Annotated in this window: 14 protein-coding genes; 8 read left to right on the top strand and 6 right to left on the bottom strand. The window is 67.5% G+C overall.

Annotated features, from left to right (window positions below):
• Nucleotides 1–96 precede the first annotated feature (96 nt).
• Nucleotides 97–462, top strand: a complete 366-nt coding sequence (locus IEW01_RS04820) for a rhodanese-like domain-containing protein (protein WP_188526443.1) — start codon at nucleotides 97–99, stop codon at nucleotides 460–462.
• Between the two features lie 67 nt (nucleotides 463–529).
• Here the strand turns inward: IEW01_RS04820 and IEW01_RS04825 are convergent, their stop codons facing one another.
• Together IEW01_RS04825 and glyA are read right to left on the bottom strand one after the other, a co-directional pair.
• Nucleotides 530–1,450 carry a manganese-dependent inorganic pyrophosphatase gene (locus IEW01_RS04825; protein ID WP_188526444.1) on the bottom strand — a complete coding sequence of 307 codons (921 nt, stop codon included), beginning with the start codon at nucleotides 1,448–1,450 and terminating at the stop codon, nucleotides 530–532.
• 193 nt (nucleotides 1,451–1,643) lie between these two features.
• A complete protein-coding gene (gene glyA / locus IEW01_RS04830) occupies nucleotides 1,644–2,936 on the bottom strand; it encodes a serine hydroxymethyltransferase (RefSeq protein WP_188526445.1) in 1,293 nt (430 codons plus the stop codon).
• A 162-nt stretch (nucleotides 2,937–3,098) separates the two neighbouring features.
• Between glyA and IEW01_RS04835 the strand changes: the two genes are divergently transcribed.
• On the top strand, nucleotides 3,099–3,860 hold the full coding sequence (locus tag IEW01_RS04835; protein WP_188526446.1) for an NAD kinase: 762 nt from the start codon (nucleotides 3,099–3,101) through the stop codon (nucleotides 3,858–3,860).
• 10 nt (nucleotides 3,861–3,870) lie between these two features.
• Here the strand turns inward: IEW01_RS04835 and IEW01_RS04840 are convergent, their stop codons facing one another.
• Complete coding sequence (locus IEW01_RS04840; protein WP_188526447.1) at nucleotides 3,871–5,244, bottom strand: sigma-54-dependent transcriptional regulator; 1,374 nt, start codon at nucleotides 5,242–5,244, stop codon at nucleotides 3,871–3,873.
• Nucleotides 5,245–5,379: 135 nt separating this feature from the next.
• On the bottom strand, nucleotides 5,380–7,269 hold the full coding sequence (locus IEW01_RS04845; protein ID WP_188526448.1) for a propionyl-CoA synthetase: 1,890 nt from the start codon (nucleotides 7,267–7,269) through the stop codon (nucleotides 5,380–5,382).
• A gap of 281 nt (nucleotides 7,270–7,550) precedes the next feature.
• On the opposite strand from IEW01_RS04845, the gene IEW01_RS04850 reads away from it, so the two are divergent.
• The 6 genes from IEW01_RS04850 (at nucleotide 7,551) to IEW01_RS04875 (ending at nucleotide 13,401) form a co-directional block, all read left to right on the top strand.
• Nucleotides 7,551–8,672, top strand: a complete 1,122-nt coding sequence (locus IEW01_RS04850) for a hypothetical protein (RefSeq protein ID WP_188526449.1) — start codon at nucleotides 7,551–7,553, stop codon at nucleotides 8,670–8,672.
• Between the two features lie 50 nt (nucleotides 8,673–8,722).
• The gene (gene cdd, locus IEW01_RS04855) at nucleotides 8,723–9,133 is read left to right on the top strand and encodes a cytidine deaminase (protein ID WP_188526450.1); all 411 of its coding nucleotides are present in this window, start codon (nucleotides 8,723–8,725) and stop codon (nucleotides 9,131–9,133) included.
• A 3-nt stretch (nucleotides 9,134–9,136) separates the two neighbouring features.
• On the top strand, nucleotides 9,137–10,351 hold the full coding sequence (locus IEW01_RS04860) for a phosphopentomutase (RefSeq protein ID WP_188526451.1): 1,215 nt from the start codon (nucleotides 9,137–9,139) through the stop codon (nucleotides 10,349–10,351).
• Between the two features lie 43 nt (nucleotides 10,352–10,394).
• Entirely contained in the window at nucleotides 10,395–11,384 is a 990-nt protein-coding gene (locus IEW01_RS04865) for an adenosine deaminase (RefSeq protein ID WP_188526452.1), read from the top strand.
• Complete coding sequence (gene upp, locus IEW01_RS04870) at nucleotides 11,377–12,009, top strand: uracil phosphoribosyltransferase (protein ID WP_188526453.1); 633 nt, start codon at nucleotides 11,377–11,379, stop codon at nucleotides 12,007–12,009. Before IEW01_RS04865 ends, upp begins: the two co-directional genes overlap by 8 nt.
• A 120-nt stretch (nucleotides 12,010–12,129) precedes the next feature.
• Nucleotides 12,130–13,401, top strand: coding sequence for an SPOR domain-containing protein (locus IEW01_RS04875; RefSeq protein WP_188526454.1), 1,272 nt, complete (start codon nucleotides 12,130–12,132; stop codon nucleotides 13,399–13,401).
• 165 nt (nucleotides 13,402–13,566) lie between these two features.
• On the opposite strand, the gene IEW01_RS04880 is transcribed toward IEW01_RS04875, so the two are convergent.
• Both IEW01_RS04880 and IEW01_RS04885 read right to left on the bottom strand, forming a co-directional pair.
• Nucleotides 13,567–14,199, bottom strand: coding sequence for a Hint domain-containing protein (locus IEW01_RS04880; RefSeq protein WP_188526455.1), 633 nt, complete (start codon nucleotides 14,197–14,199; stop codon nucleotides 13,567–13,569).
• A 184-nt stretch (nucleotides 14,200–14,383) separates the two neighbouring features.
• Entirely contained in the window at nucleotides 14,384–15,034 is a 651-nt protein-coding gene (locus tag IEW01_RS04885) for a sulfotransferase family 2 domain-containing protein (protein WP_188526456.1), read from the bottom strand.
• Nucleotides 15,035–15,050 lie beyond the last annotated feature (16 nt).

Here is a 15,050-nt window from a genome sequence, read left to right on the forward strand (position 1 = left end):
TGACGCGCTGGAATGGTTTTGAACCCGGGCCGGAGCCACATATCTGTTCACCTGAATATGAATGTGGTCCCCGCGACCCCCAGAAGGAGTGAAGCGATGTTCGGTTTCGGCGCCGCCCCAAAGGTCGAGGGCTTCGAACACAAGGTCATGTCGGTGGACGAGATGAAGGCGTCCGGTGCCCTCATCGTTGATATTCGCACCCCGCCGGAATGGTATCAGACCGGCGTGATCGAGGGCGCGAAGCTCGTCACCTTCCAGGATCCGCAGAGCTTTCTGGGCGCGATCGAGGACGAAATCGCCGACGGGCGCGATATCGTGCTGGTCTGCCGCTCGGGCACCCGCACGCAGGCGGCGGGCATGTATCTCGCCCAGATGGTCGACAACAGCGTGATCTCCGCCGCCGGCGGCATGATCGAGATCGTTTCACGCCAAGGCTATCAGCCGGTCGCCCCAAAGCCCTGAGCCGGGCGTAGACGCGGAATCGAAAGGGGCGCCCCACGGCGCCCCTTCTAGTTTCTTCCGCTCGGTCTCAGAGCGAGAGGTTCGGTATGATCTGCTTCTTGCGGCTGACTACCCCCGGCAGCACCACCGTGTCGCCATCAACGGTGGCGGCGAAGCTCTTCTCGGCGAGGGTTTTCACCAGGTCGTTCGGCACCAGCAGCGTCGATTCCTCGTTGAGGATGTCGACCACGAAGAGCAGCACCTGGTCGACGCCGTCCTCGGTCGCCACCTTCTCCATCGCCTCCATCAGGCTCGCCTTGCGGTCGAGCGGGATCTCGGGCGCGGTGGTTTCCAGCACGCTGATGCGAAACTTCTTGCCGCCCACGGTGTATTCCTTCGAGTCCATCCGCAGAAGCTCGGCATCGGAGAAGGCCGACACATCCGATTTCGCCGCGAACATCTCCTCGGCGTAGTCGGGGATCGAAATGCCCAGCTCGTGGGCGAGATCCTCGGCAACCTCGCGGTCGCGCGGCGTGGTGGTGGGCGAGCGGAATTCGAGCGTGTCCGACAGGATGCACGAGAGCGCCAGCGAGCGCACCCAGTCGGGCATCTTGGCGGTATCGTCGCCCATCAGGTCATACATGATCGTCGCGGTGCAGGCGAGCGGGCGGATGGTGATGTCGATCGGCCCTTTCGTTTCCAGCCCGCCGGCGAGCTTGTGGTGGTCGATGATCTGGCGCACGTCGGCGGCGTTGATGCTGGCGGGCAATTCGGCGGGGTTGTTGGTGTCGACCACGACGCAAGGCTGATCAGCGGCGACATCGGCGATGATGCGCGGCTTGGGCACGTCCCAGCGCTTGAGCACGAAGGCGGCTTCGGTGTTGGGCTCGCCGAGCAGCACGGCCTCGGCCTCGGTGCCGCGCACCTCGTTGAGATACCACGCCCAGATGATGGGCGAGCCGGTCGAATCCGTGTCGGGCGATTTATGGCCGAAAACGAGGGTGGTCATGGCGTGTATCCATTCGTCGTGAGGGTTTCGCGGGCCTTATATGTCAGGGGGGATAGCTTGTCACGGACCTGTTCGCAGGTGCGGCATGGGGGCCGGGGGCGCGGCGCGCCCGCGCAACGCGAGACGGCGCGCCCGCGCAACGCGAGACGGCGCGCCCGCAGGCGCGCCGTCATCGTCTCTCATGCCCCTGCGATCAAAGGGATTCGTAGATCGGGAAACGGTCGCAGAGCTTGGCGACCTTGGCCCTGACCGCCTCCTCGACGGCGCCATTGCCCTCTTCGCCGTTGGCCGCGAGCCCGTCGACCACCTCGACGATCATGTCGGCGATCTCGCGGAATTCCGCCTCGCCGAAGCCGCGGGTGGTGCCCGCCGGGGTTCCGAGACGGATACCGCTCGTCACCGTCGGCTTTTCCGGGTCGAACGGAATGCCGTTCTTGTTGCAGGTGATGTGGGCACGGCCGAGCGCCTTCTCGGTGGCGTTGCCTTTCACCCCCTTGGGCCGCAGGTCGACGAGCATCACGTGGGTATCGGTGCCGCCCGTGACGATATCGAGCCCGCCGCGCATCAACTGGTCGGCCAGCGCCACGGCGTTGGCGCGCACCTGGCCTTGGTAGACCTTGAACTCAGGCCGCAGCGCCTCGCCGAAGGCCACCGCCTTGGCGGCGATCACGTGCATCAGCGGCCCGCCCTGGATGCCGGGGAAGATCGCCGAGTTGACCTTCTTGGCGATGGTCTCGTCATTGGTCAGGATCATCCCGCCACGCGGGCCGCGCAGCGTCTTGTGCGTGGTGGTGGTGGCAACATGGGCATGCGGGAAGGGCGAGGGATGTTCGCCGCCGGCCACGAGGCCCGCGAAATGGGCCATGTCGACCAGCAGCCAGGCACCCACCGAATCCGCGATCTCGCGGAAACGGGCGAAATCGAGCTGGCGCGGGATCGCCGAGCCGCCGGCGATGATGAGCTTGGGCTCATGTTCCTTCGCCAGCCGGGCGATCTCGTCGTAATCCACCAGACTGTCTTGCTGGCGCACGCCGTATTGCACCGCGTTGAACCACTTGCCCGATTGGTTGGGCGGCGCGCCGTGGGTGAGGTGGCCCCCGGAAGCGAGGTTCATGCCGAGGATGGTGTCGCCGGGCTGGAGCAGCGCGGTGAACACGCCCTGGTTGGCCTGGCTGCCCGAGTTGGGCTGGACGTTGGCGAAGCCCACGCCGAACAATTCCTTGGCCCGTTCGATGGCGAGGTTCTCCGCCACGTCGACCCATTCGCAGCCGCCGTAGTAGCGCCGGCCGGGATAGCCTTCTGCATACTTGTTGGTCATCACCGAGCCCTGGGCTTCCATCACGGCCGCCGAGACGATGTTTTCCGAAGCGATCAGCTCGATCTCGTCCTTTTGGCGCTTGAGCTCGCCCCGGATTGCGCCGAACAGCTCGGGGTCGCGCGTCTCGAGCGGTTCCGAGAAGAATCCTGCGTCGCGGATATCGGTCATGAAGCTCTCCTGTGGGTGCCTGGGTTGCCCGATTTCCTAGGCGAATTCGATCGGCGCGGGAAGCCCTGTTTGCGACCCCTCGCGCCAAGGCCGCGACGGCACTGGCGCAGCGGGGAAACTTGTGTTCTTTTCGGAACCCGATCCCCCGGAGAGGAAACGCCGATGGCACTCCAGCTTCATTTCGCCGCGTCCGGCGGCGAGCTTGCCCAGAGAAGCCGCGCCGAACTGGTGGGGATCTACGGCAATGTGCCGATCGAGGAGGCCGACGTGATCGTGGCGCTGGGCGGCGACGGCTTCATGCTGCAGACCCTGCACGCGAGCCAGCACCTCACCGTGCCGGTCTACGGCATGAACCGGGGCACGGTGGGCTTCCTGATGAACGAATACGCCGAACAGGGGCTGATCGAGCGGGTCGAGGCGGCCGAGCTGGCGGTGATCAATCCGCTCCGGATGAGGGCGCGCTGCGTCGATGGCAGCGCGCGCGAGGCGCTGGCGATCAACGAGGTGGCGCTGCTCCGGGCCGGCAGCCAGGCGGCAAAGCTCTCGATCACGGTCGACGGCCGGTTGCGCATGGCCGAACTGGCCTGCGATGGCGTTCTGGTCGCAACGCCCGCAGGCTCGACCGCCTACAACTATTCCGCCCACGGGCCGATCCTGCCGATCGGCTCCGACGTGCTGGCGCTGACCCCGATCGCCGCCTATCGCCCGCGGCGCTGGCGCGGCGCGCTGCTGCCGAAACGGGCCAAGGTTCATATCGAGGTGCTGGAACCCGACAAGCGCCCGGTGATGGCCGATGCCGATGGCCGGCCGGCGGGCAACGTGCTCTCGGTCGAGATCGACACGGCGGGCGACATCGAGCACCGCGTGCTTTTCGACCCGGGTCACGGGCTCGAAGAGCGCCTGATCCGCGAGCAGTTCATCTGACCTTTCGGGATCAGTCGGACGCTCTTTTCGCCCAGTTTTCGAGTTTTCGGTAGAGCGTGGAGGGTGATACGTCGAGCACGCGCGCCGCGCGCGGCACCGAGCCATTCTCGGCGTGGATCGTCGCCTCGATCACGCGTCGCTCGATTTCGGCCAGAGGAAGCCCGAGGAAGCCCACGTCGTCAGCGGCCGGAGCGGCGCCGGGCCCGTCGGCCGCCGGCTTGCCGATATGGTCGGGCAGGGCGGCGGGCGTTATCAGCGGCCCCTGTTCGGTGAGTGCGAGCGACCAGATGAGATTGACCAGTTCGCGCACGTTGCCCGGCCAGTCATGGCGGGTGAGAAGCTCCAGCGCACCCTCGGAAAACCCGGTGATCGCGTTGCCCTGGGCGCGGGCATGCTCGCGCAGCCGGGTGCGCGCGATCAGGGCGATGTCTTCGCCGCGCCCGCGCAGCGGCGGCAGGGCGACGGTGGCGACATTCAGCCGGTAATAGAGGGCGGCGCGCAAGCGCCCCTCGCGGATCGCGATCTGCGGGTCATGCCGGGTGGTGGCGATGATCCGGGGGCGGCGGTTTTTGTTCGTCTGCTCGTCGATCAGGGCGAGCAGGCGGCACTGAATCCGGGCATCCAGCTCGCAGATCTCCTCGAACACGAGGGTGCCCTCGCCGGCATGCCGCCCAACTTCCAGCTCGAACATTTCCGGCGTCAGCGTGGGCGCGTTCAGCAAGGCAAGCGGGGCACGGGCGCGCGGCGAACTGGCGTGGATCTCTTGCGCGAACAGGCTTTTGCCGGTGCCCCCCTCGCCAGTGATGATCACCGGCGCATCGGAGGCGGCGAGCATCCTGGCCCGGTCAAGGAGGCCGCGGATCTCCTGCGACGCCGCCAGGATCGGCCCGGCGTCTTCCGCTTCGTCATCGAGCAGGGGCGCCGGGTTGTGCGAGACGGAAGCCCCGCCGACCGGCGCAACGGGCTCGGGCAGCGTTTTCAGCGCCGCGATGATGGTTTTTTCCAGCCGCCCCGGCGAGAACGGCCGGAACAGGCAATCGAAGGCGCCGGCACGCATCGCGGCGGCGGCGGCATTGATCTCATTGTGGGAGGCGATCACCACGACGACGGGCGCTGGCTGGCTTGCGAGGCATTTGCTCAGGATGTCCGCGGCGGGCCTGCCGTCCACGTTGAGCGGCAGGAATACCAACCGGGGCCGGAGGGTGCTGCAGATCCTCTTAGCGTCGGCGAGGCTGTCGGCCCGGGCAACGTCCAGTCCGACCCGACGGAATGGCGCCTCCGGCAGTGAGCGGGACTCATCGCCATCCGTCACCAGCATGGCCGATACACCGGGCCAACGGCCACCCGCACCCGGCTCGAGCCGGCTGTCCATGTCGTGACTCATACCCATACCCATATTTACACCTTTACGAGCATGGTTGCTCGTAAAAGTTGAGGCCCCGCCAAGTCAAATTTTTTGCGAACCTCCTTCCCCCCGGCCTGGGACAGGGGGAAAGGGTTGTTTCTCAACTGGAAACGATCAGCTCCTGGCGTAGCCGAGTTCCTCCAGTGCCTCGCGGATTTCGTCGAGGATGGCCGGATCGTCGATCGTGGCGGGCATCTTGAATTCCTTGCCGTCGGCGATCGACACCATGGTGCCGCGCAGGATCTTGCCCGAGCGGGTTTTCGGCAGCCGGTCGACCACCACGGCGGCCTTGAAGGCGGCCACCGGGCCGATCTGGTCGCGCACCAGCTTGACGCATTCGGCCACAACCTCCTTGTGGTCGCGTTCGGAGCCGGCGTTGAGGCAGAGGAAGCCGAGCGGCAGCTGGCCCTTGAGATCGTCGCTCACGCCGATCACCGCGCATTCGGCCACGTCGGGGTGGCTCGCCAGAACCTCTTCCATGCTGCCCGTGCTCAGCCGGTGCCCGGCGACGTTGATCACGTCATCGGTGCGGGCCATGATGTAGAGGTAACCGTCCTCGTCCTTGTAACCCGCGTCGCCGGTTTCGTAGTAGCCCGGGAAGGTGTTGAGGTAGGATTTCCGAAAGCGCGCCTCGGCGTTCCACAGGTTGGGCAGCGTACCCGGCGGCAGCGGCAGCTTGATGGCGATGGCGCCAAGCTGGCCGGCGGCGACCTCGTGGCCGCCTTCGTCGAGGATATGCACGTCATATCCCGGCATCGGCACCGAGGGGCTGCCGAGTTTGACCGGCAGAAGCTCGATCCCCACCGGGTTGGCGGCGATGGCGTAGCCGGTTTCGGTCTGCCACCAATGGTCGATTACCGGCACCTTGAGGTGATCCTGCGCCCAGACGATGGTGTCGGGGTCGGCACGCTCGCCGGCGAGGTAAACCTGTTTCAGGCAGGAGAGATCGTGTTTCTTGACGAACTCGCCCTTCGGGTCTTCGCGCTTGACGGCGCGGAAGGCGGTGGGCGCGGTGAAGAAGCTCTTCACCCCGTGTTCCGAGATCACCCGCCAGAAGGTGCCCGCATCGGGCGTGCCCACGGGCTTGCCCTCGAACACGATGGTGGTGTTGCCGTGGATCAGCGGCGCGTAGCAGATGTAGGAATGGCCCACGACCCAGCCCACATCCGATGCCGCCCAGAACACGTCGCCCGGATCGACGTTGTAGATGTTCTTCATCGTCCAGTTCAGCGCCACGAGGTGGCCGCCGGTGTGACGGATCACGCCCTTGGGCTGGCCGGTGGTGCCGGACGTGTACAGGATATAGACGGGGTGGTTGCCCTCGACCGGCAGGCAATCGACCGGCTCGGAGGCCTCGATCTCGGCCCAGTCCACATCGCGGCCCGCGGTCATCTCGGCGGGCTTTTCCTCGCGCTGGAGGATCACGCAGAGCTCGGGCTTGACCTTCGCCTGTTCGATCGCGCTGTCGAGCAGCGGTTTGTAGGGCACCACGCGGTTGGGCTCGATTCCGGCGCTGGCGGCGATGATCGCCTTGGGGCCCGCGTCGTCGATGCGCACGGCGAGCTCGTGCGCGGCGAAGCCGCCGAACACCACCGAGTGGATCGCGCCGATCCGGGTGACGGCCAGCATCGCGATCAGCGCTTCCGGCACCATCGGCATGTAGATGATCACCCGGTCGCCCTTGACGATGCCGCGCGCGGCGAGACCGCCGGCCACGCGGGAGACCCGGTCTTTCAACTCGGCGTAGGTGATCACCTGTTTGCGGCCGGTGATCGGGCTGTCGTGGATGATCGCGGCCTGGTCGCCGCGGCCGTTCTCGACGTGGCGGTCAACCGCGTTCCAGCAGGTGTTGACCATCCCGTCGGAGAACCATTCGTAGAGCGGGGCGTTCTCGTCGAACAACGCCTTGGAGGGCATCTTGTCCCACTCGATGGCCTTGGCGGCCTCCATCCAGAACCCGTCCGGATCGGCCTGCCAGCCCTGGTAAACCTCTTTGTAGCCCATTTGGTCCTCCTCCTCGGTCGTTGGGTTTTGTTACGGAGCCGGGCGCCGTGGGGCAAGTTCCTTGCCATGGGGAGTGGCATTTTCCCGCAGGGATTTGCAGGAAAACCGCCATCAGCACCTGCAAACTTTTGCAAACCATCCGTTGGTATTCACGCCGGCGGCGAATTTGGCGGGTTTTGCAAAATTCCTCGCTCCGGGTTGCAAACGGTCCGGGAATCGCTGGCGGGGACTTGCGGTTGCCTGCGCGGGCGGGCAACCTGCCGCCGATAAAGAGGTCATCCATGTTCAAACGCGCGCCCCTGCAAACGATCCTCGCCCTCGGGCTCCTGCCCCTTGCCGCGCCGCTCGCGGCGCAGGGCTGGGACAATACCGACCAGGAAGGCGCAGGCGGGGCGGGGGCCTATGTCTGCCCGCTGGACGACGCCGAAACCGGCAACCTGTTCTGCTTCCGCCTCGGGTGCACCGATGCCGAGCCGCTGCGCTTCGAAATCGACATCGTCGGCGGCGACGCACCGGAAGTGCTCGGCGTTTCGCTCAGCGTCGACGGCCGCGCGGCCGGGCGGCTTGGCTTCACCCGTGACGACGCGCAGGATGGCATCGCGCTCACCGCGCCGTTCGATCCGAGCCTGCACCGCGGTCTCGTCTCGCGGCTGCGCGAAGGGATCAGCGCCGAGGTGTCGCTGGAATATCCCGACGGCGAGCAGGTAATAGAGATGTCGCTGCGCGGCTCCAGCCGGGCGCTGGAGGCGGTGCTGGAAACCTGCCCGATGCCGGAGGTGCCGCTGAACGATCCGGCGGCGGTGGTGCTCGACCAGATCACGACCGAATGCGCCACCCTCGGCGGCGCCGTGGCGGTGGAGCCCGGTTTCGAACGGCGCGAAGACCTCGACGGCGACGGCATCGAGGACGTGGTGATCGACTACGCCGCCGCCGTCTGCTCGGAAATGGCCTCGCTCTACTGCGGCTCGGGCGGCTGCACCGTGGGCTTCTTCCTGGCGCGCGGCGACGCCTACAAGCGGCTGTTCGACGGCGTGGTCCGCAATTACACCGCGATGCCCGGCGGCCGGCTGGCGCTTGACCTGCACGGCACCGCCTGCGGCCTCTACGGGTTCGAGGCCTGCCGCAAGGTGTTCGACATCACCGGCGACAATTTCACCCTTCTCGAGGAGCTTGGCGGGGAGGCGGCGGAAGCGGCGATGGCTGCGGAAGAGGGTGCGGCCGATGAACCGGCCGATGAATCGGCAAGCGACGCCTCAGGCGGGGATGCCACATCGGAACCGGAACCCGCTCCCACCACGGGGAGCGAATGGATGGGCGATGGCGACGCGGGCGGTGAGCCTGCCGACCTCGCCACCGATCCGATCGGCGCGGCACCCGGCGAAAACCCCGACAGCGGGCGCTGAACCGCGCTTTTGTCTTGCGCCCGGTCGCGGCCGGGCTAGGCTCGAACCAAATGGTCAAAACGGAGACGGCGATGTCCCTTCTCGACGATGCCAAGGCTGTGCGCAGCAACGCCCACGCGCCCTATTCGGGCTTCAAGGTCGGGGCGGCGATCCGCACTCCCTCGGGCGCGGTCTTCACCGGGGTGAACGTCGAGAACGCGGCCTACCCCGAGGGCACCTGCGCCGAGGCCGGGGCGATCGCCGCGATGGTAGCGGCTGGCGAAAACCGGATCGCGGAAGTGGCGGTAGTGGGCGATGCGCCCGACCCGGTCACGCCCTGCGGCGGCTGCCGCCAGAAGATCGCCGAGTTCGCGCCCAGGGGCACGCAGGTGACGATGGCCAACCTGAGTGGCGACGAACTGGTGATGACGATCGAGGCACTCCTGCCGCACGCCTTCGCCAAGGCGCAGATGGAGGGCTGAGCCATGACCCGCGCCTTCCTCGTCGTCCTCGATTCCGTGGGGATCGGCGGTGCCCCCGATGCCGATACCTTTTTCAACGATGGCGTGCCCGATACCGGCGCCAACACGCTCGGCCACATCGCCGAGGCCTGCGCATCGGGCCGGGCGGACGCCGCCGGGCGCTCGGGGCCGCTGAAACTGCCCAACCTCGACGCGCTGGGTCTCGGCGCCGCATTGGAGCTTGCCAGCGGCGCGCCCGTAACCGGGCTTGGTGCCATCCCCACCGGCCTCTGGGGCGCGGCCACCGAGGTGAGCCGGGGCAAGGATACGCCCTCGGGCCACTGGGAGATCGCGGGCCTGCCCGTGCCCTGGGACTGGACCTATTTCCCGAAGACCGAGCCGGCCTTTCCCGACCGCGTCACCGAGGCGCTGATCGCGGCCGCGGGCACCGGGGGCATCCTCGGCAACAAGCACGCCTCGGGCACGGTGATCCTCGATGAGCTGGGTGCGGAGCACATCGCCACCGGCTGGCCGATCGTCTACACCTCGGCGGATTCCGTGCTGCAGATCGCCGCGCACGAGGAAAGCTTCGGGCTCGAGCGGCTCTACGAACTGTGCGAGGCCGTCGCGCCGATGCTGCACGAGATGCGCGTGGGCCGGGTCATCGCCCGGCCATTCCTGGGCAGCCCTGGCGAAGGCTTCACCCGCACAACCAACCGCAAGGATTTCGCTCTCGCGCCGCCGGGGCCGACACTGCTGGACTGGGCGCAAGACGCGGGCCGGAGCGTCAACGCGGTGGGCAAGATCGACGACATATTCGCGCATCGCGGGATGGACAACGGCATCCACGGCGCCGACGCCGACCTCATGGAGGCGCTGATTGGCTGGGGCGAGGGCGCGGAGGAGGGCAGCCTGACCTTCGCCAACCTCGTGGAGTTCGACGCGAAATACGGCCACCGGCGCGACGTGGCGGGCTACGCCGCCCACCTCGAATGGTTCGACGCGCAGTTGCCGCGGTTCCTCGCCTCGCTTCGTGAGGGCGACCTCGCGATCTTCACCGCCGACCACGGCAACGATCCCACATGGACCGGCACCGACCATACCCGCGAGCGGGTGCCGGTGCTGGGCTGGGGTGTGGGCGCGCGCGGCATCGGCCAGGTGGCCTTCGCCGATCTCGGCGCGAGCGTGGCGGCCCATCTCGGGTTGCCGGAGCGCGGCGCGGGCAAGAGTTTCCTTTGAAACCGCGCGCCTTGCCCATGACCGACCACGGAAAGGACCGCTTTTGAGCTTCAAGACCCTGCCCAAGATCGAGTTGCATCACCACCTCGAAGGCGCCGCGCCGCCGGCCTTCGTGCGCGACATGGCGCGCGCGAAGGGCTTCGACGTTTCCGGCATTTTCGATGCGAACGGGGCCTATCAATACGATGATTTCTTGCAGTTTCTCGATGTTTATGAAGCTGCGACCAAACCGTTCCAGACCCCGGACGATTACGCGCTCCTCACCGCCATCGTGCTCGGCGAGGCGGCGGAGGCGGGGGTGGTCTACCTCGAAAGCTTCCTCTCGCCCGATTTCTGCGGCGGGCGCGATCCGGGCGCGTGGCGCGAGTATTTCCACGCCATGTGGGAGGCTGCGCTGTCGGCCGAAGAACTTGGCATCACCATGCGCGGCATCGTCACCGCGATCCGCCATTTCGGCCCCGAGGCGGCGCGCGAGGTGGCGGCCTGCGCGCGGGAGACGGCGGGCGGCTTCGTCACCGGCTTTGGCCTGGCGGGGAACGAGAACGCAGGCAAGACCGCCGATTTCGCCTATGCCTTCGACATGGCGCGCGAGGCGGGGCTGCGGCTCACCGCCCATGCCGGCGAATGGGCCGGGCCGACCTCGGTGCGCGATGCGCTGGAACATCTCGGCGTCGAGCGGATCGGCCACGGCGTGCGCGCGATCGAGGATCCGGCCCTGGTGGCCGACCTGGCGGCGCGCGGCACCGTGCTCGAGGTCTGCCCCGGTTCCAACGTGGCGCTGGGGATCTACCCGTCCTACGCCGATCACCCGATCGCCCGGCTGCGCGACGCGGGCGTGAAGGTGACCGTCTCGACCGATGATCCGCCCTTCTTCCACACCGACATGACCCGCGAATACGAGGAACTGGCCCGCGCCTTCGGCTGGGACGAGGCCGATTTCGCCGCGCTCAACCGGGTGGCGCTGGAGGCCGCGTTCTGCGATGATGACACCCGTGTGCGGATTGCCGAACGGCTGGAGGCTGCCAATGCTTGACCATCTCAAGATCGTCCAACACCCGCTGGTGCAGCACAAGCTCACGCTGATGCGCCGCAAGGACACCTCCACCGCCGAGTTCCGCCAGCTTCTGCGCGAGATCTCTCTCCTGCTCGCCTACGAAGTCACCCGCGAACTGCCGATGACGAAGACGACGGTGGAAACCCCGCTGAAAGAGATGGAAGCGCCGCTGCTCGCGGGCAAGAAGATGGCGCTTGTGTCGATCCTGCGGGCGGGCAACGGTCTGCTTGACGGGGTGCTGGAACTGATCCCCTCGGCGCGGGTCGGGTTCATCGGGCTTTACCGCAACGAGGAAACGCTGGAGCCGGTGCAATACTACTTCAAGGTGCCCGAGGAGATCTCCGAGCGGCTGGTGATCGTGGTCGACCCGATGCTGGCGACGGGTAATTCCTCGGTCGCGGCGATCGACCTGCTGAAGAAGGCCGGCGCGAAGAACATCCGCTTCCTCTGCCTGCTCGCCGCGCCCGAGGGGGTGCAGCGGATGGCGGAGGCGCACCCGGACGTGCCGATCGTGACGGCGGCGGTCGACGAGCGGCTCAACGAGCATGGCTACATCGTGCCCGGCCTCGGCGATGCGGGCGACCGGATGTATGGCACCAAATAGCCTGAATTGTCGTGAAACGGGCGAGGGTTTTCGCCTCGCCCCCTAGACACACCTGCCTCGATCCGCCATTGTGATCCCAACATCTTGTGTGGGGGCACAGATATGAATTTGCTGCGTAAAGTGAGTGCCTTGGCCCTGGTGGCGGTTGTTTCCGGCACGGCTGCCAATGCCTACACCCTGAAACAGGCGGCCAAGCCGGCGGAGGTTCCGCCGGCGAGCTACCGGGGCGATGTTTACGTCGACAGCCGGGGCTGCGCCTACGTCCGGGCCAATATCGGCTCGACGGTGAACTGGGTGCCGCGTCTCTCCAGTGATCGCAAGACGGTGATCTGCGGGCTGACGCCCACCGCGAGCGTAACCGGAATGGCCTCGGCGCGCCCGCCCGCACCGCCGGCCCCGCCCGCGCCAACCGCCGCTCCGGCCCAGCCGGCCCCCGCCACCACGGCCGCCGCGCCCAAGCCGGCCCCGGCAACGTCGATCGCGCGCACCATGAAGGTAACCTGCCCGGCCGACGGGTCGACCGCGCGGGTTCGCATCGGGTCCGATACCGTCGCGGTCAACTGCGCCGCGGGGCAGACCACGGCCAAGAGTTACATCGTGCAACATGCCGGCGGCGAACGCACCCGCCTGATCGTCAACCCCGCCGCCTCCAGGCCGGTGGCGCCGAAGGCCGTCGCTGAAGCGTCGGGCCCGCGTGCCGCGCAGCCTGCCGGATCGACCGCGCGTGTGCGGATCGGCGGCGTGGCGCCGGGCTCGGGCAGCGAGGCGGCCGGCGGGGGCTACCCGTTCGGCAGCGGCTTCGGGCTCGGATCGGGTCCCGGCGTTGCCGACCCGGTGCCAACGCCCGGCCAACAGACCCTGCGCGGTGGAACCGCGACCACGACCGCAGGCGGCGCAGCTCCGGCGCCCGAGCCCAGGCAAGTGGTGATCCCGTCCGGCTACCGCTCGGCCTGGACCGACGACCGGCTGAATCCCGAGCGCGGGCCGCGCAGTGCCTATGGCGATCAGCAGATGGCCGCCACCTGGGACACCTCGAAAGTGCCGATGCGCGAGGCCAATCCTGCCCCGGCGCGCGGGCTGATCGGAGGATCGGACACCGGCGGAGTACAGGTATTCACCAAGAGCCCCTCCGCCGTGCCCGCCACGGTGGCCAGAACCCCGGCCGCGGCACCGGCGAAGCGCTACGTGCAGGTGGGCGCGTTCAACGTCGCGGCGAACGCCGAGCGGGCCGTGGCGCGGCTGCAGGCGCTGGGCCTTCCGGGCCGCGTTGCCAAGACGCGGTCAGGGCGCACCGTCGTGGTGGCCGGTCCCTATGCGGAGGCCTCTGCGCTGAACAGCGCGCTTGCGATCGCGCGGCGCGGCGGCTTTGCCGACGCTTTCCTGCGCAACTGACGTGCGCACCGTGAAAAAAAAGCAAAGCCCCGTCCGGCAAGGGGAAGCGGACGGGGCTTTTTCGCGCTGTGATCGGGGGGCAGTTACGAGCGCGAAGAGGGTGCGACGGGGGGAGCCTAGCGGACGCGGGGATTGCATGAAGCGCCGCTCTGCCCCACCCCGCGCTCAGGCCGCCGCGAAGGCGGTGGCCTTGGGACGTCGCGAGTCGTCTTTCGCCAGGGCGGCCACGAGGGCCTCGGCTTCGCGACCACGCAAGGTGACGTAAGGGGCAGGGCGCCCGCCTGAATCGAGCTGGTCGATCGGGGCGATCCCCGGCGCCGTCGAGGGCGCCAGCATCAGTGCCCCGCCATCGACGAAGACCAGTTCGTCATTCTCGCAATGCAGCGTGATCACCTCGACCGGCCGCAAGGCGCGGAACCGCTCGATGCCCCGAAAGCCGACCAGCGCCTTGGCGGGAAGCAGCGCGAACGGGTCGCCCCGCATCGCCTCTGCGGCGTCGCTTTCCACCAGAACGGGCTGTTCGGGCATGAGCACCATCGGCTCGTCGTTGCCGATCGCCCCGGCCGGAACGTCCACGGGCGCGGCGAAAGCCGGCAGGCTGTCGGAGGCGGCAAGATGCTTGCCCCGCGTCATCGCGGCAATCGTCTGCGCGCCGTGGTCGAAGGTCAGCACCCGGTCGCCTGCCGCGAGGGCTTCGACCGGACGCCAACCCTGGTCGGTGGCGATACGGGTTCCGACGGTGAAGCCGGACAGGTGGTAATCTCCGTGGGGCGCCTTGGGCAGACCGAACATATCCATTCCCCGATTGCGAGGCCGGGGTGGCAGCCCCGCGTGGCCTCTTGCTCAATTTCGTCCCGCCATGGTTGCGGTCGGCTCGAGGAGAAACTTCGGCGCGATTGGGGCGTTATTGCGGCATTAACGAGATTTTTCGCAACATTTCATCAAGCGCGACCCGATTGTCGTGCAGGCGGCGACAAAGCCCTCATTCGAAACTGTAAGAAAAACGGCGGATATCGGGCGCGCAGGCTTCGGCGACCAGCGCGGCATCCGACTCGCTATAGTAGCCACGCCAGTCGCGCGTGCGTTCGGAGCGGTTTTCGTGCGGGATACCGTCGAGGCGAAAGCCGAGGTGCGCTTCGAGCGGCGCGAGATCGTCGCGCAGGTGTTCCAGCCGGATGAACAGATCGGCGCGCTCGGTGCCCCCGGCGTCGGTCACATGGCGGCCATAGGGATAGGCGCGCATGCCGGCCACGGTTTCGGGCGCGTTGAGGAATGCGGCGAAATCCAGCGCGCGCGCGCGCGCGATGGCGGGGTGATCGAAGTCCTGGCCGCGGAGCCAGTGATAATAGCTCACCATCCTGTCCCACGGGTTGCGCACGAGGGTGAAGACGAAGAATTCCTCGATCTCGGCCTGTGTCACGAGGCCGTAGAGATCGGAGAGCATCGAGTGTTTCCACAGCCGCCCCGAGGCTTGCACGTCCTTCACCCGGTGGCGGCGTCTGCGCGCCTTCGGTGTGTCGCCCAGCATGATGTCGTCGGCCATGGCGCGGGCCTCGAGGGCGAGCGCCAGCGAGGTGCCGCCCGTCTTCGGGGCGTGGATGAAGATAAAGCGGCGACCGCGCGAGAGGATCATGGCGCAAGACTACAGC

This window comes from Sinisalibacter lacisalsi, from assembly GCF_014640115.1.
Lineage (GTDB): Bacteria > Pseudomonadota > Alphaproteobacteria > Rhodobacterales > Rhodobacteraceae > Sinisalibacter > Sinisalibacter lacisalsi.